The following is a 22,158-nucleotide window of genomic DNA, read 5'->3' as shown; positions in this document are numbered from 1 at the left end:
ATCCAATGGGGGGGATGACGCCGAACCCAAACCTGGAGGAGGAGCCGACAGTTGGGACCCCCCCGCCCCCAAATAAAATAAAGCACGTGTGGGTGGATTCCCCGGCACCCCCCGGAACCCCCACCACGGCGTCTTCGCGTTGACGGGCACCCCCGGAGAACAGGCCCCGGGGAGCGGGCCGCGAGCGGACCAATCCGACCAGGTACCCACCCCGCCGTTCCCCCGCACTGTGACGTGTGGCACGATGCTGGCCACCCCCACCGGCACAGCCCTCACAGGAGACACTCCTCGTGCAGCACCCCGCCGTTCCGGACCTGTCCCACACGCACACCCGGCCGATCCACTGGGTCGCCACCGCCACGGCCGTCGCCGCGGTGGTCGCCCTGTCCTCGGTCCTCCAGCCCGACGCGGCCACAGCGGCACAGCCCGCCGCCGGTCCGAAGACCGCGCCGGCCCACGGCACGCCCCCCGACCCGGCGGCCGTCGCCTTCCCGCTGGAGTGCGGCCCGGTCAAGGCGGTGGTGCGGAAGAAGGCCACCGGCGACCTCGACGGCGACGGGCGGCCCGAGACGGTGGCGGCCGTGCACTGCGACGCACCCATGGGGACCCCGCCCGACGGGGTGTACGTCGTCACGCGCGGCGCCGACGCAGGCAAGCCGCGGGTCGTCGCCACCCTCGTCGACCCGAAGGACCGCCACACCGTCACCGAGCTGACGGTGGACGACCGCGGAGCCGTACGGGCCACCCTCCTCGGCTACTCGTCGGCCGACGTGCCCAGTTGCTGCCCCGACGTCACCGACCACGCGAAGTGGCGCTGGGAGAACGGCGCGTTCGTCAGCGACGCCCCGTCCCAGGCGCGCACGGTGTGAGCCAACAGACATCGGTCACACACCGTAGGCGTCGAGTCACATTTTGGTCACTCTGAGTCCGGACCGTAGACCTCGGCCCTGTCCGAAACCCGACGTACGTGGATGCACTCGCCCGGACACTCCTTCGCGGAGTCGACCACGTCCGTGAGAAGCGGCAACGGCACGGGTGTTGCCGCCCCAGGAGCCTGCAAAAGCTCGTCGTCCGCGCCCTTCACATAGGCCAGACCGTCGATGTCCAGCTCGAACACCTCGGGCGCGTACTGGGCACAGATGCCGTCACCGGTACACAGGTCCTGGTCGATCCAGACCTCCAGAGCCTCGCCGTCGACTCCGGCCTCCTGCTGCACGCTCATCTCTCCTGCCGTCTCCTGCGCCGAGCCGCTCGGGAATCCGGCCAGCTCTGACGGGTGTTGAACGCTTCGAGCGTACCCCCGCCTGGGTTCCATTCACGTCCGGTGGGTATTCCCCTGGCGTGAGGGAGAGCGCAAGGGTGAAGATCGGACACACCCCGACAGTCTTTGTGATCTAGGGGTTTCAATCGACACCCACCCAGGTAGGGTCTGGAAGCGTCCAGCTCCCCATGGAGGAGGTGAGGACCGTGGCAGCCCACGACGACGACATGAACCGCGGCATCCGCCCGGGACGCGGGTCCGAGGACCCGGCCGGGCAGGTGGCCTATCTTGAGCAGGAGATCGCCGTCCTGCGACGCAAGCTCGCCGAATCTCCGCGGCACACGAGAATTCTCGAAGAGCGGATCGTCGAACTGCAGACCAACCTGGCCGGCGTCTCCGCACAGAACGAGCGGCTCGCCGGCACACTCCGCGAGGCCCGCGACCAGATCGTGGCCCTCAAGGAAGAGGTCGACCGGCTGGCCCAGCCACCGGCCGGCTTCGGAGTCTTTTTGCAGGCCAACGAGGACGGCACCGCCGACATCTTCACCGGCGGCCGCAAACTCCGGGTGAACGTCAGCCCGAGCGTCGAGCTCGACGAGCTCCGACGCGGCCAGGAACTGATGCTCAACGAAGCACTCAACGTGGTCGAGGCCATGGAGTACGAGAGCGTCGGCGACATCGTCACCCTCAAGGAGATCCTCGAGGACGGCGAGCGAGCCCTCGTCCTCGGGCACACCGACGAGGAGAGGGTGGTGAGGCTCGCCGAACCCCTGCGCGGACTCACCATCCGCCCCGGCGACGCCCTCCTGCTCGAACCACGCTCCGGCTACGTCTACGAGGTCGTGCCCAAGAGCGAGGTCGAGGAACTCGTCCTCGAAGAGGTCCCCGACATCGGCTACGAGCAGATCGGTGGCCTCGGCGGACAGATCGAAGCCATCCGCGACGCGGTCGAGCTCCCCTATCTCTATCCGGACCTGTTCCGGGAGCACGAGCTGCGTCCGCCCAAGGGCGTCCTGCTCTACGGGCCCCCCGGATGCGGCAAGACGCTCATCGCCAAGGCGGTCGCCAACTCGCTGGCCAAGAAGGTCGCCGAGGTCACCGGCCAGGCCGCCGGCAAGAGCTTCTTCCTCAACATCAAGGGCCCCGAGCTGCTCAACAAGTACGTCGGCGAGACCGAGCGGCAGATCCGCCTGGTCTTCCAGCGAGCTCGCGAGAAGGCCAGCGAGGGCACCCCCGTCATCGTCTTCTTCGACGAAATGGAATCCCTCTTCCGCACCCGCGGCTCCGGCGTCAGCTCGGACGTGGAGAACACCATCGTCCCCCAGCTGCTCGCCGAGATCGACGGTGTGGAGGGCCTGCAGAACGTGGTCGTGATCGGCGCCTCCAACCGTGAGGACATGATCGACCCCGCCATCCTGCGGCCCGGCCGGCTCGACGTGAAGATCAAGATCGAGCGTCCGGACGCCGAGGCGGCCAAGGACATCTTCGGCAAGTACCTCACCGAGCGCCTCCCGCTCCACTCCGACGACCTCTCCGAACACGGAAAGGACAGGGGTGCCACCGTCCAGAGCATGATCCAGACGGCGGTGGAACAGATGTACGCCGAATCCGAGGAGAACCGCTTCCTGGAGGTCACCTACGCCAACGGCGACAAGGAAGTCCTCTATTTCAAGGACTTCAATTCCGGCGCCATGATCGAGAACATCGTGGGCCGCGCCAAGAAGATGGCGATCAAGGACTTCCTCGAGAAGACCCAGAAGGGCCTCCGCGTCTCCCACCTCCTCCAGGCCTGCGTGGACGAGTTCAAGGAGAACGAGGACCTGCCGAACACCACCAACCCGGACGACTGGGCCAGGATCTCCGGAAAGAAGGGCGAGCGGATCGTGTACATCCGTACGCTCGTCACCGGAAAGCAGGGCGCGGACACCGGACGCTCCATCGACACGGTGGCGAACACCGGTCAGTACCTGTAAAAGGCGGGGCGGCTGCGGGTCCCCTCAATGGGTACCCGCAGCCGACTGTTTTCCGGAGCCCCGACTGGAGCAAGGCAATGCCGCAAATGATCTCCCCACCAGTGCAAAGGCGTTCTAGGCTCTTCCATACCGCCGAGTCGCGCAGTGCGGGGACGGGCACCGCACACGCATCGGAGCGCCAGCGGTACTTGAGCGGCGCCCACGACCGAGGGCACCGCCGGGCAAGGAGGGCCGCATGACAGTACGGCGAGTAATGGGCATCGAGACGGAGTACGGGATCTCCGTCCCCGGCCACCCGAACGCCAATGCCATGCTCACCTCGTCCCAGATCGTCAACGCCTACGCGGCGGCGATGCACCGGGCCCGCCGGGCCCGCTGGGACTTCGAGGAGGAGAACCCGCTGCGGGACGCGCGAGGCTTCGACCTCGCCCGTGAGTCGGCCGACTCCAGCCAGCTCACCGACGAGGACATCGGCCTGGCCAACGTCATCCTCACCAACGGAGCACGGCTCTACGTCGACCACGCCCACCCCGAATACAGCGCTCCGGAGGTCACCAACCCGCGGGACGCCGTGCTGTGGGACAAGGCCGGCGAAAGGATCATGGCCGAGGCCGCCGACCGGGCCGCCCAGCTGCCCGGCGCCCAGCCGATCCACCTCTACAAGAACAACACCGACAACAAGGGCGCCTCCTACGGCACGCACGAGAACTACCTGATGAAGCGGGAGACCGCCTTCTCCGACATCGTGCGCCACCTGACCCCCTTCTTCGTCTCCCGCCAGGTCATCACCGGCGCCGGCCGCGTCGGCATCGGCCAGGACGGCCACGAACACGGCTTCCAGCTCAGCCAGCGCGCCGACTACTTCGAGGTCGAGGTCGGCCTGGAGACGACGCTCAAGCGCCCCATCATCAACACCCGCGACGAACCCCACGCGGACGCCGAGAAGTACCGGCGGCTCCACGTGATCATCGGCGACGCCAACCTGTCCGAGATCTCGACCTACCTGAAACTCGGCACCACGGCACTCGTGCTGTCGATGATCGAGGACGGCTTCATCGCCGTCGACCTCGCCGTCGACCAGCCCGTCCGCACCCTGCACCAGGTCTCCCACGACCCCACGCTCAAACGCCTGGTCACGCTGCGCAGCGGCCGCACACTGACCGCGGTCCAGCTCCAGATGGAGTACTACGAACTGGCCCGCAAGTACGTCGAGGAACGGTACGGCGCGGACGTCGACGACCAGACCAAGGACGTCCTCGGCCGTTGGGAGGACACCCTCAACCGCCTGGAGAACGACCCCATGAGCCTCGCCGGCGAGCTGGACTGGGTCGCCAAGCGGGAGCTGATGGAGGGCTACCGGCGCCGCGACAACCTGGACTGGGACGCGGCCCGGCTGCACCTGGTGGACCTCCAGTACGCCGACGTACGGCCCGACAAGGGCCTGTACAACCGCCTGGTGGAACGCGGCCGGATCAAGCGCCTGCTGGACGAGAACGAGGTCGAGCGGGCCCGTACGAAGCCGCCGGAGGACACCCGCGCATACTTCCGCGGCCGCTGTCTGGAGCAGTACGCGGACGACGTCGCGGCGGCCTCCTGGGACTCGGTGATCTTCGATCTGCCGGGCCGGGACTCGCTCCAGCGGGTGCCAACCCTGGAACCGCTTCGCGGAACGCGTAATCACGTCAAGGAGCTGCTGGACCGCTGCCGCACCGCGGAAGACCTGGTCAAGGTGCTGGCCGGCGGGTAAGGGCACCCAGCGGGTACACCAGAAGGAGACCGCCGGACGAGGTGGAAAGTCACCGGGTCCGGGAACCATCGAGATGGCCCCCGCACGTTGTAGAAACTGCGGGGCCGATGTCGGACCCGGCTTGTAGGGTCTGATCTTGAACCGAGCAACTGTGTCGGGCGAACCGAGCGGGGTGAGGGTTATGGCGACCAAGGACACCGGCGGCGGGCAGCAGAAGGCCACGCGGTCCACCGAGGAGGTCGAGGAGCAGGCGCAGGACGCGCAGGCCTCCGAGGACCTCAAGGAACGCCAGGAAAAGCTGAACGACGACGTGGACTCCGTCCTGGACGAGATCGACGATGTCCTCGAGGAGAATGCAGAGGATTTCGTGCGCTCCTTCGTTCAGAAGGGTGGCCAGTAGGCCCTCTGCACCTTCGAAGCGAAGGTGGATGGGGGAGGATCGTAAGTGCGGGAGGGGAAAATGGAGAAGCGCTGCTCGCGGTGCGGAGAGGTCAAACCGCGGGCGGCCTTCGCCTCCAACCGAGCTGCCCGTGACGGTCTTCAGGCCTACTGCCGCACATGTTGGGCGGAGTATCACCAGGCCCGCCAATTGGCCAAGGGCAGGAATGTCCGACCCAAGGTGGAAGTCCCTGAGGGGCACAAGCACTGTCGAAGCTGTGGTGAGACGAAGCCTCACAGCGAGTGGCACCGCAATTCGAGTGCCTCGGACGGTCTCTCGACGAGCTGCAAGGTGTGCCGGGCGGAGAAGAGTCGCGCGGGTCATCTGAAGCGCCACTACGGCCTCACCGAGGCCGAGCGCGATCAGTTGATCGCCGGCCAGGGCGACGTCTGCTGCATATGTTTGGCGGCTCCGGCCGCACATGTGGATCACTGCCACAAGACGGGTAGGGTCCGAGGCGTACTGTGCTTCAGCTGCAACGCAGCCCTGGGGCAGTTCAAGGATCGGCCCGATGCCATAAGGCGGGCTGCCGCTTACGTGGAGGGAATCGCGTGGAAGCCAACACTCGTAGCACCGGGCGTCTACCAGCTGCCTTCCTGACGCCCGGGTCCTCCTCCTTCATGGACTTCCTCGGTGCGCACCAGCCGGAGATGCTCCCGGGCAACCGGCAGCTGCCGCCGGTGCAGGGCGTGATCGAGGCGCCGCACGGCACCACGATCGTGGCCGTCACGTTCCCGGGGGGCGTCGTCCTCGCCGGTGACCGGCGGGCCACCATGGGCAACATGATCGCCCAGCGGGACATCGAGAAGGTCTTCCCGGCCGACGAGTACTCGGCGGTGGGCATCGCCGGCACGGCGGGCCTGGCCGTGGAGATGGTGAAGCTGTTCCAGCTGGAGCTGGAGCACTTCGAGAAGGTCGAGGGGGCGCAGCTGTCCCTGGAGGGCAAGGCGAACCGTCTGTCCACGATGATCCGGTCCAACCTGGGCATGGCGATGCAGGGGCTGGCCGTGGTGCCGCTGTTCGCCGGGTACGACGTGGACCGGGGTACGGGCCGGATCTTCTCGTACGACGTGACGGGCGGGCGGTCCGAGGAGCAGAACTTCGCGACCACGGGGTCGGGGTCGATCTTCGCGCGTGGTGCGATGAAGAAGCTGTTCCGTGAGGATCTGACCGAGGAGCAGGCCACGACGCTCGTGGTCCAGGCGCTGTACGACGCGGCTGACGACGACTCGGCGACCGGTGGTCCCGACGTCGCCCGCCGGATCTACCCGATCATCACTGTGATCACCGAGGACGGTTTCCGCCGGCTCGGCGACGACGAGTCCGCGGAGCTGGCCCGCTCGGTCCTGGAGCGCAGGCTCGAGCAGCCCGACGGCCCGCGGGCCGCGCTGCTGTAGCGGGAGCCGGTCTCGTGTTGTCAGGTGGTCCAGTGTTTTCCACAGAAAGGGATGGATGACCGGTGTCGACGCCGTTCTATGTATCTCCCCAGCAGGCGATGGCCGACCGGGCGGAGTACGCCCGCAAGGGCATCGCCCGTGGCCGCAGCCTGGTCGTGCTGCAGTTCGCCGACGGCATCGTGTTCGTCGGTGAGAACCCGTCCCGTGCGCTGCACAAGTTCAGCGAGATCTACGACCGGATCGGCTTCGCGGCCGCCGGCAAGTACAACGAGTACGAGAACCTGCGGATCGGCGGCGTGCGCTATGCCGATCTGCGCGGGTACACGTACGACCGGGACGACGTGACCGCCCGTGGTCTGGCGAACGTGTACGCGCAGACGCTGGGCACGATCTTCTCCAGTCAGGCCGAGAAGCCGTACGAGGTGGAGCTGGTCGTCGCGGAGGTCGGTGACAGTCCGGAGAGCGATCAGATCTATCGGCTGCCGCACGACGGTTCGATCGTGGACGAGCACGGCTCGGTCGCGGTCGGGGGCAACGCGGAGCAGATCAGCGGGTACCTGGATCAGCGGCACCGGGACGGCATGACGCTGGCCGAGGCGCTGAAGCTGGCGGTGCAGGCGCTGTCGCGTGACACGAACGGCAGTGAGCGGGAGATTCCGGCGGAGCGGCTGGAGGTCGCTGTGCTGGACCGTACGCGGCCGCAGCAGCGGAAGTTCAAGCGGATCGTGGGCGCGCAGTTGTCGCGGCTGCTGGATTCCGGTGCGAGCGGGGGTGCCGATGACTCCGGCACGTCCGAGGCGGATGACGCAGACGTCGAGAAGACGGACGAGTAGGAGGAGGCGGGGTGGTTTCGCGCCGCCCCGTCCGGCTTACCGCGGTGGTGCCGTGGAGCCCCGTACGACCAGGCTGACGGGCAGGTCCCCTTTCTCGGGGGCCTGCCCGTCCAGTACGGCCAGCAGTGCCCGCATGCCGCGTTCGCCGAAGGCTTCCGCGTCGAGGCGGACCGTGGTCAGTTCGGGGTCGATGGCGGTGGCCAGGCCGAGGTCGTCCAGGCCGGTGACGGAGAGGTCGTCGGGGACGCGCAGTCCGGCGCGTCGGGCTGCCTTGTAGGCGCCGGCCGCCAGTTTGTCGTCGTCGCAGACCAGGGCCGTGGGCCGGAGGCCGGATGCTCTGAGGGCGGCTTCCGTGGCGGTTCGGGCGCCTTCGATGGAGATGGGTGCGCGGACCGTGCGCAGGTCGGTGCCGGGGGCCGCGGAGAGCCGGGCCGCCAGTTCTCGGGCGCGTACCTCGAAGGTCCAGGAGGGTACGTCGGCCGCGAGGTGGAGGAAGCGGCGGTGTCCCAGGGTCAGCAGGTGGTCGGCGACCTGGCGGATGCCGTCGGCGATGTCGAGGTTGACCGTGGCGGCGCCGAGGCTGCCCTCGGGGTCGCTGTCGAGCATGACCAGGGGCAGTTGGTCGCCCCGGATCGCCGTGAGGGCGTCGGCGGCCATGGAGGAGGCGATGACGCCGTCCAGCGCGGCCTGTGCGGAGGCGAAGGGGTCCCGGGCGGGGCCCACGCCCTCGGGGGAGGGGTAGAGCACGACGCCGAAGCCGTGTTCGGCGGCCACGCGTGCGGCGCCGGTGTACACCTCGGCGAAGAACTCGGTGGTCAGGGCGGGGACGACCAGCAGGACGGTGCGGGTGCGGCCCAGGCGGAGGTTGCGCGCGGCGAGGTTGGGGCGGTAGCCGAGTTCGTGGGCCGCCTCGCGGACCCGTTGCGCGGTCGGCTCGGAGACGCGGCCGCGCCATTTGTCGCCGAGTACCAGGGAGACCGCGGCCTGGGACACTCCGGCTGCCTGGGCGACGTCCCGGCTCGTGGGGCGGGTGCTGCCTTGTGCCACCGTTCGCCTGCGCTTTCGTCTGGACTCGTGAACAGGCGACATGGTACGTATGGCGGAGTTAGTTATACGTAACACGTCAGCACGTCAGTGAGTGCAGCAGAGAAGGGGGCGCCGCGTGGTCGCCGGGTATCTGGACATCCTCCGGGCGCGGCACGCCGTGCGGCTGCTGGTCGGCACGCTGGTGGGGCGGTTGCCCAACGCCACGGCGGCGATCGCGATCGTGCTGTTCGTGCGGGCGGAGGGCGGCTCGTACAGTCTCGCGGGGGCGCTGGCCGCCGTGTACGGCGTCGCGAACGCGGTGGGGCAGCCGGTGCTGGGGCGGCTGGTGGATCTGCGCGGGCAGCCCCTGGTGCAGTTGCCGGCGGCCGTGCTGTCGGCGCTGGCGATGGGTGTGTTCGCCTTCGCCGGTACCGGGTCGGCGGTGGTCGCGTATGCGGCCGTGGGCGCGGCCGGGTTGTTCACGCCGCCGCTGGAGGGCGGGTTGCGGGCGCTGTGGCCCAGTGTGCTCGGCGAGGAGGAGCAGGTGCACACGGCGTACGCGATGGACGCCGTGGCGCAGGAGGTCATGTTCACCGTCGGGCCGCTGCTGGTGACGGTGTGCGTGTCGTTGTGGTCGCCGCTGGTCGCGCTGCTGGTGCTCAACGGGCTGGGTGTGCTGGGCGCGCTGTCCGTGGTGGTGTCGCCGCCCTCGCGCGCGTGGCGGTCGGCGCCGCGGGAGGCGCACTGGCTGGGCGCGCTGCGTTCGGGCGGACTGCTGGCGCTGCTGGGGGCGTTCCTGTTCATCGGGATGGCGCTCGGTTCCATCACCGTGGCGTCGGTGCCGTATGCCGACGCGCACGGTGGTGACGCGGTGTACGGCTGGCTGATGGCCGCTCTCGGGCTCGGCGCGCTGGTCGGTGGGGCGGTGTACGGGGCGCGGCGGTGGGCCGGTGAGCCGGCCCGGCGACTGCGCCTCCTGGTGGCTCTGCTGGCGGTCTGTTACCTGCCGCTGATGTGGATGCCGGGTGCCGTCGCGATGGTGCTGCTCACGGTTCTCGCGGGTGTCTTCCTGGCGCCGTGCATCGCTTGTGCGTTCGTCCTCGTCGATGTGCACGCTCCGCGCGGGACGGTGACGGAGGCGTTCTCGTGGCTGGTGACGACCTTCACGGTGGGGGCGTCGGTGGGGACCGGGCTGACGGGGCCCGTGGTGGAGCACGGCGGGGCCCTGTGGGGCTTCGCGGTGCCCGGGGCGGCGGGGGCGGTGTCGTTGCTCGTGCTGGTGGCCACGGGGCGGGTCCTCGCAGCTCCCGCGCGGGGAGCGGTGGTTGCGGCTTCATCGGAAAATGATCCAAACCGTGCCGTCGAACCCCGTTTCAGTTCGGGTCATCAGGCGTAATGTTCAGTCATGGACCGCCGCATTTTCGGGCTGGAGAACGAGTACGGCGTCACGTGCACGTTCAGGGGACAGCGCCGCCTGTCGCCTGACGAGGTGGCGCGGTACCTCTTCCGCCGTGTCGTGTCATGGGGCCGCAGCAGCAATGTCTTTCTGCGCAACGGGGCCCGCCTCTATCTCGACGTGGGATCACATCCGGAATACGCGACACCCGAATGTGACAACGTGATCGAACTCGTCACCCACGACAAGGCGGGCGAGCGCATTCTCGAAGGACTCCTGGTGGACGCCGAACGACGCCTGCACGAGGAGGGAATCGCGGGCGACGTCTACCTCTTCAAGAACAACACCGACTCCGCCGGCAACTCCTACGGCTGCCACGAGAACTATCTGGTGGCGCGGCACGGGGAGTTCTCGCGGCTCGCGGACATCCTCATTCCGTTCCTGGTGACCCGGCAGCTGCTGTGCGGCGCCGGCAAGGTGCTGCAGACGCCGCGCGGCGCGGTGTACTGCGTCAGTCAGCGGGCGGAGCACATCTGGGAGGGCGTCTCCTCGGCGACCACCCGCTCCCGTCCCATCATCAACACCCGCGACGAGCCGCACGCCGACGCCGAGCGCTACCGGCGCCTGCACGTCATCGTGGGCGACTCGAACATGTCCGAGACGACCATGCTGCTCAAGGTCGGCGCCACCGACCTGGTGCTGCGCATGATCGAGGCGGGCACGGTGATGCGCGATCTGACCCTGGAGAACCCGATCCGGGCGATCCGCGAGGTCAGCCACGACATCACCGGACGGCGCAAGGTGCGTCTGGCCAGCGGCCGGGAGGCGTCCGCGCTGGAGGTGCAGCGGGAGTACTACGAGAAGGCCGTGGACTTCTGCGAGCGCCGCGGTATCCGCACCGGCACCGTGGAGCGGGTGCTGGAGCTGTGGGGGCGCACGCTGGACGCGATCGAGGCCGAGGACCTCGACCGTATCGACACCGAGATCGACTGGGTCATGAAGTACAAGCTCATCGAGCGGTACCGGGCCAAGCACAACATGACCATGTCGCATCCGCGGGTCGCGCAGATAGACCTCGCCTACCACGACATCCACCGGCGTCGTGGCCTCTACTACCTGCTGGAGAAGAAGGGCCAGGCGGCCCGGGTCGCCAACGACTTGAAGATCTTCGAGGGCAAGTCGGTGCCGCCGCAGACCACTCGGGCCAGGCTGCGCGGTGACTTCATCCGGCGGGCGCAGGAGCAGCGGCGGGACTTCACCGTCGACTGGGTCCACCTCAAGCTCAACGACCAGGCGCAGCGCACCGTGTTGTGCAAGGACCCGTTCCGTTCGGTGGACGACCGGGTGGAGAAGCTGATCGCCGGGATGTGACCCCGGCCGGGTGAGTTACGCGTCACCGCACGAAAGGGCGGAACGCCACACGGGCACCGTACGTTATCCGTACGGTGCCCTTCTCACGCCGTAGAGTTGCGCGCACGCCATCACGCAGACCCCCATCGATACGAGGCCCCCACCGTGCGCCGACGTTCCCTGCTCATCGCCGTCCCCGCGGGACTGGCCACGCTCGCCGCATGCGGTGACGACGACTCCGGCTCTTCGAGCGACGCGAGTGACAGCCCGTCGCCCGAGGCGTCGGCCACGACGTCGGCACCGCCGCCGCCGAAGATCGTCGACGGTCCGCTGCCGGCCATCACGGCGGGGACGCAGTTCGGCGAGAAGCCGACGGTCGCCAAGGGCAGCGGGGAGCCGTCCAAGGACCTCGCGGTGAAGACGGTCATCGCGGGCGGCGGCAAGGCCGTCGCGGAGGGCGACTTCGTCTCGGCGAACTACCTCGGGCAGGTCTGGCAGAGCGCGAAGGTCTTCGACAACTCCTGGGACCGCAAGACCCCTCTCGTCATCCAGCTCGCCCAGGGCAGCATCATCGACGGCTGGCGGTACGCGCTCACGGGCAAGAAGACCGGCAGCCGCGTCGAGTTCTCGGTGCCGCCCAAGTGGGGGTACGGCGAGCAGGGCAACGAGCAGGCGGGCATCAAGGGCACCGACACGCTGGTCTTCGTGGTCGATCTGCAGGACACGTTCAACGCCAAGAGCTCCGCCAAGGGCAGGGAGGTGCCGCAGGACGACGCGGCGCTGCCCAAGGTCGGCACCAACACCGACGGCAAGGCGCCCTCCATCGAGGTGCCCAAGGCCGACGCGCCGAAGAAGCTCGTGGCGGAGTACGTCCTGGAGGGCGACGGCGCCGAGGTCGGCGCGCAGGACAGCGTCCTCGTGCAGTACAAGGGCGTCGTGTGGGACGGCGGCAAGGAGTTCGACTCGACGTACAGCAGGAAGCAGCTGACGTCGTTCTCCTTGCAGCAGGTCGTCAAGGGCTGGTCGCAGGGTCTGACCGGAAAGAAGGTCGGCAGCCGCGTCCTCATCGTGATCCCGCCGGACCTGGGGTACGGCGACAGCCCGCCGGAGGGCAGCGGCATCGAGAAGGACTCCACGCTCGTCTTCTCGGTCGACATCCTGGCGAAGATGTGACGCTCCGGAGATGTAAGACTTGGCCCGTTGCCTTTCCGCAGACAAGCAGGAGCTGAACACGTGAGCATCGACAAGCCCGAGGTCGACTTCCCGGGCGGCGAGCCGCCGGCGGACCTCGAGATCAAGGACATCTGGGAGGGCGACGGCCCGGTTGCCGAGGCCGGTCAGACCGTGACCGTCCACTACGTGGGCGTGACCTTCAGCACGGGCGAGGAGTTCGACGCGAGCTGGAACCGCGGTGCGCCGTTCCGCTTCCCGCTCGGCGGCGGCCGCGTCATCGCGGGCTGGGACCAGGGCGTGCAGGGCATGAAGGTCGGCGGCCGCCGCCAGCTGACCATCCCGGCGCACCTCGCGTACGGCAACCAGAGCCCGACCCCGGCGATCCCGCCCGGCTCGACGCTGATCTTCGTGGTCGATCTGCTCGGAGTCTGATCCACGTCCGAACGGACAGTGATCAGAGCCGGTCATCAAGGGTCCATGCCTGTCCGGGCATGGGCCCTCGGCTTTTGCCGCGCCACCCCGGGGCGGTACGGTCATCCGTCGTAAGCACCATAGGGAGAAGGGCGTCGATGGCCATTGCCAAGGCCGAGCGGCTGATGAACCTGGCGCTGTGTCTGCTCGGGACACGGCGGCCGCTCAGCAAGCGTGAGCTGCGTGAGTCCGTCGAGGCCTACCTCGAAGCGGGCTCCGACGACTCCTTCAACCGCATGTTCGAGCGCGACAAGGACGACCTGCGCGAACTCGGACTGGTCATCGAGACCGTGGAGAGCCTCGACGGCGAGATCGGCTACCTGGCCCGCCGGGACAGCAACCGCCTGCCGCCCATCACCCTGGACGCCGAGGAGGCCGCCGCGCTGGGGCTCGCCGCGAAGGTGTGGCAGCAGGCCCGCCTCGCGGGTGCCGCGAGCGGTGCCCTTCAGAAGCTGCGCGCGGCGGGGCTGCCGGAGGACGTCGACCCCTACGAGCCGCACGGCGCGCTGGAGCCGCGCATCCCGGTGCACGAGGCGGCCTTCGAGCCGCTGATGCTCGCCTGCCGCGACCGCCGGCCCGTCGGCTTCGACTACCGCAAGGCCAACGCCGCGCAGCCCGAGCCCCGGCACGTGGAGCCCTGGGCGCTGGAGTGCTGGCGCGGGCACTGGTACCTGGCGGGCTTCGACCGGGACCGCGGGGCCGAGCGGGTCTTCCGGCTGTCGCGGATCACCGGCCGGGTCCGCTCGCGCGGCGGGCGCTTCACCGCGCCGGTGCCCGACGTCGTCACCGTCCGCGAGACGGTCGCGAGCTGGGCGGGGGAGACCGCCGACCGCTCCGCGCGGATCCGGCTGCGCGCGGGCGCCGGATACCCCCTGCGGGCGAAGTCCACCGCCGTACGGGAACTCGGTGACGGCTGGGACGAGTTGGAGATTCCGTACGGGCACGGCCTGGACGCCTGGCTGGTCGAGTTCGGGCCGGACGTGGTGGTGCTGGAGCCCGCGGAGTTGCGTGCGGACGTGGTGGACCGGCTGCGTGCCGTCGCCAAGGGCTGAGGGGGAGCGGACAACACAGTGGCAGGCAAACCGGTCAGGGCAGTGAACGCCATCGACCAGACCCGGCGGATGCTGTCCCTGGTGACGTATCTGCGGGAGCGTCCCGGGGCGCGGATCGAGGACGTTGCCCGGGCCTTCGGCATCACCGAGGACGAACTGGTCTCCGACCTCGACGTGCTGCCCATGTGCGGCACGAGTTTCCGCGGCGGCGACCTGCTCGACATCGACACCGACGGCGAGCGCATCTGGTGGCACAACCCGGCCGCGCTCGGCGCCGACGCCGCGGAACCGCTGCGGCTCGCCGCCGACGAGGCCACCGCGCTGCTGGTCGCCGCCCGGGCCGTGGCGACCCTGCCCGGCCTGCGCGAGAGCGACCGGCAGGCGCTGCTGCGGGCGACCGCCAAGGTGGAGACCTCGGCCGGGGAGGCCGCGGGCGCCAGTTCGCGGCTGTCCGTCACCTTCGAGTCCGAGGGCGGCGTCTTCGCCGACGTCGACCGGGCGATCTCCGAGCGCCGCCGGCTGTGGATCCGCTACTACTCACCGGCCCGCGACGAGGTCACCGAGCGCGAGATCGACCCCATCCGGCTGGTCAGCGTCGGGCACACCTACGTGGAGGCGTGGTGCCGCCGCTCCGAGGCGCGGCGCACCTTCCGCCTCGACCGGGTCGCCGAGATCCGCATCCTGGACGAGCCGTCCGCGCCGCCCGAGGTGGAGCTGCGGGACCTGTCGGAGGGCCTGGTGCAGCCCGCGGCCGAGGATCCGGAGGTCGTCGTCGAGGTCGGTCCGGGCGGGCGCTGGGTCGCCGAGTACTACCCGCACGACAGCGCGGACGAACTTCCCGACGGCGGCCTGCGCATCACCCTGCGCACCCCCGAGCCGGCCTCTCTGCGGCGGCTGGCGCTGCGGCTGGGCCGTGACGGCCGGATCGTCTCCCCGCCCGAGCTGGCCGACAGCGCCCGGCACGCCGCCCGGGAGGCGCTGGCCGCCTACGACGGGATCGAGGCGGCCGGTCCGGCAGCCGGCGCCGAGACGGTCGAGGGCCCGCACGGAAGGCAGGAGCGAGGACTGTGAGCGAGCCCCTGGGACCAGGCGGGCCGGGCATGTCGGCGGCGTCCGCGTTCGCGGGCATGAGACGGGTGTCGCCGATCGTGTTCAAGGCGGGCTGCCCGGACTGCCGGGGCCGCTTCGAACTCGCCGCGAGCGCCCTCCGGCTGGCCATCGGCGCCACCAGCCGCACCACCTTCTACTCGTTCACCTGCCCCGAGTGCGGCTCCGCGGTCCGCAAGCCGGCGGGGGAGCGGGTCGTGGAACTGCTCACGGGCGGCGGGGTCAGGACACTGCGGCTGCACTCCACCGTCTAGTCTCGACGTCATGTTCTGGCCGATGCTCGCCGTTGCCCTGGGTTTCCTTGGTCTCGCCGTCCTCACGGTGTTCGCCGTGAAGGTGTTCGTGGAGACGCAGCGACTCGCCAGGCAGGTGACGGACTCGGCCCGCAGGATCGGCCGCGCCGCGGATGATCTGGAGCGGGCCACGGAGAGCGCCGCCCGTTCCGTGGACGCCCTGTGAACGCGAGAACCGCGCCACGCGGCCCCGTGACCGGCCCGACGGACCCGCGCGAGTCGCGTTCTGGACCGATTCGCCCTGTCACCCCACAGGCCCCTGAAGGTACGCTGCTGGTCGCGGCCCGGAAAACGAGGCCCGGCCGCGGACGGGAGTACGCACGGGGATTGCCTCACGTTCACCCCTGAGCGTTACGATCGCTGCACAAGACGATCGATCGGACGTGTGTCCGACCGGTCGGACAGCACCCACCCAGCCGCCTCGGTGAGAAGGTAAAGACTTATGTTCGGAAGGCTCGGAGCCCCCGAGATCATTCTCATCCTCGTCGTCATCATCCTGCTGTTCGGCGCGAAGAAGCTTCCGGACATGGCGCGCTCCCTCGGCAAGTCCGCGCGCATCCTCAAGAGCGAGGCCAAGGCGATGAAGAGCGAGGGCAAGAACGACTCGTCCGCCCCCGCCGACCCGCCGAACCCCGAGCAGTCCGCGGCGCAGCGCACCATCCAGGCCGCCCCCGGTGACGTGACCAGCTCCCGCCCGGTCAACGAGCCGACGGACACGACCAAGCGCTGACGCAGGGCCGGTGACCTCCGGCCCGCCGCACGAGATGGGAACGTGGGTTGCTGAAGCCTGCCCGCACCAAGGAGAGGGACCCGGAGGGGCGGATGCCCCTGGCGGAGCACCTTCGTGAGCTCCGCAACCGGCTCGCGAAGGCACTGTTGGCCATCGTCGCCGTCACCGTCGTCGCGGCCTTCTTCTACCAGGAGATCATCAACGTCCTCACCGAGCCGATCCTCGATTCGATCGGCTGTGAGAAGTCCTTCGCGGAGCTGGCCGAGTCGACGGCCGGCTCCGAGCCGTGCGCGCAGATCACCATCAACGGTCTCCTCGGCCCGTTCACCCTGGCGCTGAAGGTGTCGCTGACGGCGGGCATCGTGCTGGCCTCGCCGGTCTGGCTCTACCAGTTGTGGGCGTTCGTCGCCCCGGGTCTGCACCGCAACGAGAAGAAGTACGCCTACGCGTTCGTCGCCACCGGCGCCCCGCTGTTCCTCATCGGCGCCTACTTCGCCTACGCGGTGCTGCCCACCTCCGCGGAGGTGCTGATCGAGTTCACGCCCAGCGAAGTCGACAACCTGCTGCCGCTGGACGATCTGCTCGACCTCGTGACCCGCATGGTGATCGTCTTCGGGCTCTCCTTCGAGCTGCCCCTGCTGCTCGTGATGCTCAACCTCACCGGGGTGCTGTCCGGCAGGCGGATGCTCGGCTGGTGGCGCGCGATGATCATGGGCATCACGCTCTTCGCGGCCATCGCCACGCCGAGCACGGACCCGCTCACCATGATCCTGCTGGCCGGGCCGATCTGGGTGCTGTACTTCGCCGCCGTCGCCGTCTCCCTGGTCAACGACCGCCGCAGGGCCCGTCGCGAGGCCCTGGAGCCCGACGACGACGAGGCGTCGGACCTGGACCTGACCCCCGAGAGCGTCGGCGAGGTCGAGGCCGTGACCACCGCCCGGGCCCTGCCCGAGCAGGCCACGAAGGACCGGGTCAACGGCTACGACGACGTGACCTAGCGCCACCGGGGCGGTGACGGCAGGCGTCGCCGCCCCCCACGGAACCCCCACAGGGCCGTTCCCGATAATGATCGTCCTGTTGTCAGTGCGGCCCGGTACGCTCGAAAGCACGATGACAGAGGATCTCTCACCGGCCGAGCGGTACGCGGCAGCCCGTCAGCGCGCTGTCGAGCAGGCCACCGCGCTCGCCTCCTTCCGCGAGATGTACGACTTCGGCCTCGACCCCTTCCAGATCGAGGCCTGTCAGGCCCTCGAGGCGGGCAAGGGCGTGCTGGTGGCCGCGCCCACGGGTTCCGGCAAGACGATCGTCGGCGAGTTCGCCGTCCACCTCGCCCTCCAGCAGGGCAAGAAGTGCTTCTACACGACGCCCATCAAGGCACTGTCGAACCAGAAGTACGCCGACCTGTGCCGCCGCTACGGCTCGGACCGCGTCGGCCTCCTCACCGGTGACAACAGCGTCAACTCGGAGGCCCCGGTCGTCGTCATGACCACCGAGGTCCTGCGCAACATGCTGTACGCGGGTTCCCAGACCCTGCTCGGCCTCGGACACGTGGTCATGGACGAGGTGCACTACCTCTCCGACCGCTTCCGCGGCGCCGTGTGGGAGGAGGTGATCATCCACCTCCCCGAGTCGGTGACCCTGGTGTCACTGTCGGCGACCGTGTCCAACGCGGAGGAGTTCGGCGACTGGCTCGACACCGTCCGCGGCGACACCCAGGTGATCGTCTCCGAGCACCGGCCCGTGCCGCTGTTCCAGCACGTGCTCGCCGGGCGGCGGATGTACGACCTGTTCGAGGAGGGCGAGGGCCGCAAGAGAGCCGTCAACCCGGACCTCACGCGCATGGCGCGCATGGAGGCGAGCCGCCCGTCCTACCAGGACCGCAGGCGCGGCCGTGCCATGAAGGAGGCCGACCGGGAGCGCGAGCGCCGGCAGCGCTCCCGGGTGTGGACGCCCAGCCGCCCCGAGGTCATCGAGCGGCTCGACTCCGAGGGACTGCTGCCGGCGATCACCTTCATCTTCAGCCGCGCCGCCTGCGAGGCGGCAGTCCAGCAGTGCCTCTACGCCGGGCTGCGGCTCAACGACGAGGACGCGCGGGACAGGGTGCGCGCCCTCGTGGAGGAGCGCACCGCCTCCATCCCGACCGAGGACCTGCACGTCCTGGGGTACTACGAGTGGCTGGAGGGCCTCGAGCGCGGCATCGCCGCCCACCACGCGGGCATGCTGCCGACGTTCAAGGAGGTCGTCGAGGAACTGTTCGTCCGCGGACTGGTGAAGGCCGTCTTCGCCACCGAGACCCTCGCCCTCGGCATCAACATGCCCGCCCGCTCGGTGGTGCTGGAGAAGCTCGTCAAGTGGAACGGCGAACAGCACGCCGACATCACCCCCGGCGAGTTCACCCAGCTCACCGGCCGGGCCGGCCGGCGCGGCATCGACGTCGAGGGCCACGCCGTGGTGCTGTGGCAGCGCGGCATGAACCCCGAGCACCTCGCGGGACTGGCCGGCACCCGCACCTACCCGCTGCGCTCCAGCTTCCGGCCGTCGTACAACATGGCCGTCAACCTGGTCGAGCAGTTCGGCCGGCACCGCTCGCGGGAGCTGCTGGAGACCTCCTTCGCGCAGTTCCAGGCGGACAAGTCGGTCGTCGGCATCTCCCGGCAGGTGCAGCGCAACGAGGAAGGGCTGGAGGGCTACCAGGCCTCCATGACCTGCCACCTCGGCGACTTCGAGGAGTACGCGCGGCTGCGCCGTGAGCTGAAGGACCGGGAGACCGAGCTGGCCCGGCAGGGCGTCAACCAGCGGCGCGCCGAGGCCGCCGTCGCGCTGGAGAAGCTGAAGCCGGGCGACGTCATCCACGTGCCGACGGGCAAGTACGCGGGCCTCGCCCTGGTGCTGGACCCGGGCCTGCCCGCCGGCCGGTCCAACGGCCACCGCGGCTTCGAGCACCACGACGGACCCCGCCCGCTGGTGCTCACCGCCGAGCGGCAGGTCAAGCGGCTGGCGTCGATGGACTTCCCGGTGCCCGTCGAGGCGCTGGAGCGGATGCGCATCCCGAAGTCCTTCAACCCGCGCTCGCCCCAGTCCCGCCGCGACCTCGCCTCGGCGCTGCGCACCAAGGCCGGTCACATCCCGCCGGAGCGGGCCCGCAAGAAGCGGGCGCAGGCCGCCGACGACCGGGAGATCGCCCGGCTGCGCAAGGACATCCGCGCCCACCCCTGCCACGGCTGTGACGACCGCGAGGACCACGCCCGCTGGGCCGAGCGCTACCACCGGCTGCTGCGCGACACCTCGCAGCTGGAGCGCCGGATCGAGGGCCGGACGAACACCATCGCCCGCACCTTCGACCGGATCGTCGCGCTGCTGACCGAGCTGGACTACCTGCGCGGCGACGAGGTCACCGAGCACGGCAAGCGTCTCGCCCGGCTCTACGGCGAGCTGGACCTGCTCGCCAGCGAGTGCCTGCGCGAGGGCGTCTGGGAAGGGCTCGCCCCGGCCGAACTGGCCGCCTGCGTCTCGGCCCTGGTCTACGAGTCCCGGGTCGCCGACGACGCGATGGCGCCGAAGGTGCCCTCGGGCAAGGCCAAGGCCGCGCTCGGCGAGACGGTCCGCATCTGGGGCCGCCTCGACGCCCTGGAGGAGGACTTCCGGATCAGCCAGACCGAGGGCGTCGGCCAGCGCGAGCCCGACCTCGGCTTCGCCTGGGCGGCGTACATGTGGGCGTCCGGCAAGGGCCTCGACGAGGTGCTCCGCGAGGCGGAGATGCCGGCGGGCGACTTCGTGCGCTGGTGCAAGCAGGTCATCGACGTCCTCGGCCAGATCGCGGCCGCCGCACCCGCCCAGGGCTCCACCGTGCCGAAGAACGCGCGCAAGGCGGTCGAGGAACTGCTGCGCGGAGTGGTCGCCTACTCGTCCGTGGGCTAGCCGGACGGACGGCATACGACGAAGGCCCGGCGGGAGACCGCCGGGCCTTCGCGCGTTCGCGGGGAAGTCCGGCGCCATTCCCTCATCACGGTGAGTGAATTTCGCACACCCGAACACGCTCACGCATCGTGTTCGAATGATTCCCCGGCGTGCAAAAGTGCCGACCTTACTCCAGCCCCGAGGCCCGTTTCAGGCGGTTGCTGAATATGACACGGCGATGATCCGCTCGGACTAAGCTCGCCCGCAGCGCACCGAGTTGAGGTGTAATCGCGCGCTTGTTCCCTATGCGTCGATCATCCCGACAGCTCCCAGACATACCCCGTCGCAAGCTCCCCCATCCCAGCCGATTCGTTTTCAGAGGGCCTACATGGTGAGTGTTGATTCCCCTCCAGGTCGCCGTGAACTTCCCTACGCGCGAACGCTGTTGCTGCCGGCCATACTGATGGCCGCGGCCACCGGGGCCGCCGTCGCCCTCGTGACGGAACCGGCCCGGCTCGCCGTCGGCCTGTGCGGTGCCGTCGCCACCGTGCTGGTGGTCTCCGCGGCGGCCGAAGCGGTACGCCGCGGCCGTGCGCTGCGGGCCGAGCGCGCCGCGCACGCCCGTCACAGCGCGTATCTGGAACACCGGGCGGCGAACCACCACGAGGAGATGGTCGAGCTCGGCGCCGTCGTGCTGCCCGACGTGCTGCACTTCATGCGCAGGGGCAACACGCCCGGCGAGGTGATGCGCCGCCTCGGCGAGGTGAACCCCGCCTACACCGAACTCGGCGAGCCCCAGCGCCGGCTGATCCGCATGGTCTGCGACATCGTCGACCACCAGGACTCCATGCGCGAGTCCGCGGAGCGCTCCTTCGTCGACATCGCCCGCCGCGTCCAGGCGATCGTCCACCAGCAGAACAAGGAACTCCGCGAGATGGAGGAGGACCACGGGCGCAACCCCGAGGTCTTCGACGACCTCCTGCGCATCGACCACGGCACCTCGCTGATCGGCCGCCTCGCCGACTCCATCTCCGTGATCGGCGGCGGCCGGCCCGGACGCCAGTGGCCCGAGCCGGTCGCCCTCTACAGCGTGCTGCGCGGCGCCATGTCCCGCATCCTGGAGTACCGCCGGATCAACCTGGCCTCCATCGCCAAGGTCAACATCAAGGGCACCGCGGTCGAACCGGTCATCCACGCCGCTGCGGAGCTGCTCGACAACGCCACCCGCTACTCACCGCCCGCGTCCAAGGTGCACGTCACCGCGACCGAGGTGCAGAGCGGTGTCTGCATCGAGATCGAGGACGCCGGCGTCAGCCTCAGCGAGGAGTCCCGCGCCCGCATCGAGGGCCTGCTGGAACAGGCCAAGCGCGGCACCGACGTGCAGGACCTCGCCCACCACCCGCGCCTGGGCCTGTCCGTCGTCGGCCGGCTGTGCACGCAGTTCGGCATGGACGTCTCGCTGCGGGCCTCCGCGTACGGCGGGGTCCGCGCCATCCTCATCGTGCCGAGCAAGATGATGACCACCGAGCCCGGCGTCGGCCTCGCCCACGGCATCGGCGCGACCTCGATCCCCACCCCGGGCCCTGACGCGCTGCCCGGACCGCAGCGCAAGCCCAAGAAGCGCCGCCCCACCAGCCCGCGCATCCCGGCCGGTGTCTCCATGGAGGACGACGTCCCCGAGGTCACCGAGTGGACGGCGGGCGGCCTGCCGCAGCGCCGCAGCCGGGTCAAGATGCCGCTCAGCCAGCGCCTCGCCGAACAGGCGGTCTGGGAGCGCGAGGACGCCGAGCGCGAGGCCCGCCTGGCCGCCGAACGCGCCCGCAACGGCATCCCGGCGCCCGCGGAGCCCGAGCCCGCGCAGCACAAGGACCAGGGCCTCCCGCCGGGGCACTTCATCGGGGCCTTCTGGGAGGGCCTCAAGCAGCACCCGGGCCTCACCCAGGCCCACCAGCAGTCCAGCAGTGACGAGCCGGCCCACGCCCCGGCAGACGACGAGGGGAACCTCAAGTGATC

Annotated in this window: 21 protein-coding genes; 19 read left to right on the top strand and 2 right to left on the bottom strand. The window is 69.7% G+C overall.

Translation table 11 applies throughout. The features are described from left to right. The first annotated feature begins 290 nt into the window (after positions 1-290). Positions 291-869, top strand: coding sequence for a hypothetical protein (locus tag ACZ67M_RS33280; protein ID WP_469853875.1), 579 nt, complete (start codon positions 291-293; stop codon positions 867-869). Positions 870-916: 47 nt separating this feature from the next. Here ACZ67M_RS33280 and ACZ67M_RS33275 read toward each other — a convergent pair whose 3' ends face one another. Then, positions 917-1,222, bottom strand: coding sequence for a ferredoxin (locus tag ACZ67M_RS33275; RefSeq protein ID WP_122617317.1), 306 nt, complete (start codon positions 1,220-1,222; stop codon positions 917-919). A gap of 245 nt (positions 1,223-1,467) precedes the next feature. Here ACZ67M_RS33275 and arc point away from each other — a divergent pair, with 245 nt between their 5' ends. The 6 genes from arc to prcA all read left to right on the top strand — a co-directional run bounded on the left by arc (position 1,468) and on the right by prcA (position 7,650). Beyond that, the gene (gene arc, locus ACZ67M_RS33270; protein ID WP_234958394.1) at positions 1,468-3,234 is read left to right on the top strand and encodes a proteasome ATPase; all 1,767 of its coding nucleotides are present in this window, start codon (positions 1,468-1,470) and stop codon (positions 3,232-3,234) included. Positions 3,235-3,469: 235 nt separating this feature from the next. Continuing rightward, complete coding sequence (gene dop / locus ACZ67M_RS33265; protein WP_185832704.1) at positions 3,470-4,981, top strand: depupylase/deamidase Dop; 1,512 nt, start codon at positions 3,470-3,472, stop codon at positions 4,979-4,981. Between the two features lie 181 nt (positions 4,982-5,162). Continuing rightward, positions 5,163-5,381 (top strand): ubiquitin-like protein Pup, encoded by a 219-nt coding sequence (locus ACZ67M_RS33260; RefSeq protein WP_053128307.1) that lies wholly within the window; start codon positions 5,163-5,165, stop codon positions 5,379-5,381. A gap of 60 nt (positions 5,382-5,441) precedes the next feature. After that, entirely contained in the window at positions 5,442-6,020 is a 579-nt protein-coding gene (locus ACZ67M_RS33255) for an endonuclease VII domain-containing protein (protein ID WP_469853874.1), read from the top strand. Next, positions 5,972-6,817: a proteasome subunit beta gene (gene prcB / locus ACZ67M_RS33250; RefSeq protein WP_361360682.1), complete on the top strand. Its 846-nt coding sequence runs from the start codon at positions 5,972-5,974 to the stop codon at positions 6,815-6,817. Before ACZ67M_RS33255 ends, prcB begins: the two co-directional genes overlap by 49 nt. A gap of 62 nt (positions 6,818-6,879) precedes the next feature. Continuing rightward, complete coding sequence (gene prcA / locus ACZ67M_RS33245; protein WP_361360684.1) at positions 6,880-7,650, top strand: proteasome subunit alpha; 771 nt, start codon at positions 6,880-6,882, stop codon at positions 7,648-7,650. Positions 7,651-7,686: 36 nt separating this feature from the next. Here the strand turns inward: prcA and ACZ67M_RS33240 are convergent, their stop codons facing one another. Next, complete coding sequence (locus tag ACZ67M_RS33240) at positions 7,687-8,697, bottom strand: LacI family DNA-binding transcriptional regulator (protein ID WP_469853873.1); 1,011 nt, start codon at positions 8,695-8,697, stop codon at positions 7,687-7,689. A gap of 115 nt (positions 8,698-8,812) precedes the next feature. On the opposite strand from ACZ67M_RS33240, the gene ACZ67M_RS33235 reads away from it, so the two are divergent. From ACZ67M_RS33235 to ACZ67M_RS33180, 12 genes are all read left to right on the top strand, one after another. Further along, the gene (locus ACZ67M_RS33235; RefSeq protein ID WP_385797170.1) at positions 8,813-10,072 is read left to right on the top strand and encodes an MFS transporter; all 1,260 of its coding nucleotides are present in this window, start codon (positions 8,813-8,815) and stop codon (positions 10,070-10,072) included. Positions 10,073-10,081: 9 nt separating this feature from the next. After that, positions 10,082-11,443 (top strand): Pup--protein ligase, encoded by a 1,362-nt coding sequence (gene pafA, locus ACZ67M_RS33230; RefSeq protein WP_064727032.1) that lies wholly within the window; start codon positions 10,082-10,084, stop codon positions 11,441-11,443. 144 nt (positions 11,444-11,587) lie between these two features. Continuing rightward, a complete protein-coding gene (locus tag ACZ67M_RS33225; RefSeq protein ID WP_392014124.1) occupies positions 11,588-12,595 on the top strand; it encodes an FKBP-type peptidyl-prolyl cis-trans isomerase in 1,008 nt (335 codons plus the stop codon). Positions 12,596-12,655: 60 nt separating this feature from the next. Continuing rightward, positions 12,656-13,027 carry an FKBP-type peptidyl-prolyl cis-trans isomerase gene (locus ACZ67M_RS33220; protein ID WP_122617309.1) on the top strand — a complete coding sequence of 124 codons (372 nt, stop codon included), beginning with the start codon at positions 12,656-12,658 and terminating at the stop codon, positions 13,025-13,027. Positions 13,028-13,164: 137 nt separating this feature from the next. After that, positions 13,165-14,118: a helix-turn-helix transcriptional regulator gene (locus ACZ67M_RS33215; RefSeq protein ID WP_125492886.1), complete on the top strand. Its 954-nt coding sequence runs from the start codon at positions 13,165-13,167 to the stop codon at positions 14,116-14,118. Between the two features lie 18 nt (positions 14,119-14,136). Further along, positions 14,137-15,189, top strand: a complete 1,053-nt coding sequence (locus ACZ67M_RS33210) for a helix-turn-helix transcriptional regulator (RefSeq protein WP_361360693.1) — start codon at positions 14,137-14,139, stop codon at positions 15,187-15,189. A 29-nt stretch (positions 15,190-15,218) separates the two neighbouring features. Then, a complete protein-coding gene (locus ACZ67M_RS33205) occupies positions 15,219-15,479 on the top strand; it encodes a hypothetical protein (RefSeq protein ID WP_064727027.1) in 261 nt (86 codons plus the stop codon). Between the two features lie 10 nt (positions 15,480-15,489). After that, positions 15,490-15,684 (top strand): hypothetical protein, encoded by a 195-nt coding sequence (locus tag ACZ67M_RS33200; protein WP_125492888.1) that lies wholly within the window; start codon positions 15,490-15,492, stop codon positions 15,682-15,684. A gap of 276 nt (positions 15,685-15,960) precedes the next feature. Next, positions 15,961-16,248, top strand: a complete 288-nt coding sequence (tatA, locus tag ACZ67M_RS33195) for a Sec-independent protein translocase subunit TatA (RefSeq protein WP_122617306.1) — start codon at positions 15,961-15,963, stop codon at positions 16,246-16,248. Between the two features lie 47 nt (positions 16,249-16,295). Then, positions 16,296-17,246 carry a twin-arginine translocase subunit TatC gene (gene tatC, locus ACZ67M_RS33190; protein WP_392014129.1) on the top strand — a complete coding sequence of 317 codons (951 nt, stop codon included), beginning with the start codon at positions 16,296-16,298 and terminating at the stop codon, positions 17,244-17,246. A gap of 67 nt (positions 17,247-17,313) precedes the next feature. Then, positions 17,314-20,166 (top strand): DEAD/DEAH box helicase, encoded by a 2,853-nt coding sequence (locus tag ACZ67M_RS33185; protein ID WP_361360698.1) that lies wholly within the window; start codon positions 17,314-17,316, stop codon positions 20,164-20,166. A 367-nt stretch (positions 20,167-20,533) separates the two neighbouring features. Continuing rightward, entirely contained in the window at positions 20,534-22,156 is a 1,623-nt protein-coding gene (locus tag ACZ67M_RS33180) for a sensor histidine kinase (protein WP_385797158.1), read from the top strand. Positions 22,157-22,158: the final 2 nt, after the last annotated feature.

Source organism: Streptomyces sp. NPDC107500, from assembly GCF_055582785.1.
Note: the sequence above shows the minus strand (reverse complement) of the source record. Positions and strands in the feature narration are given on the sequence as shown.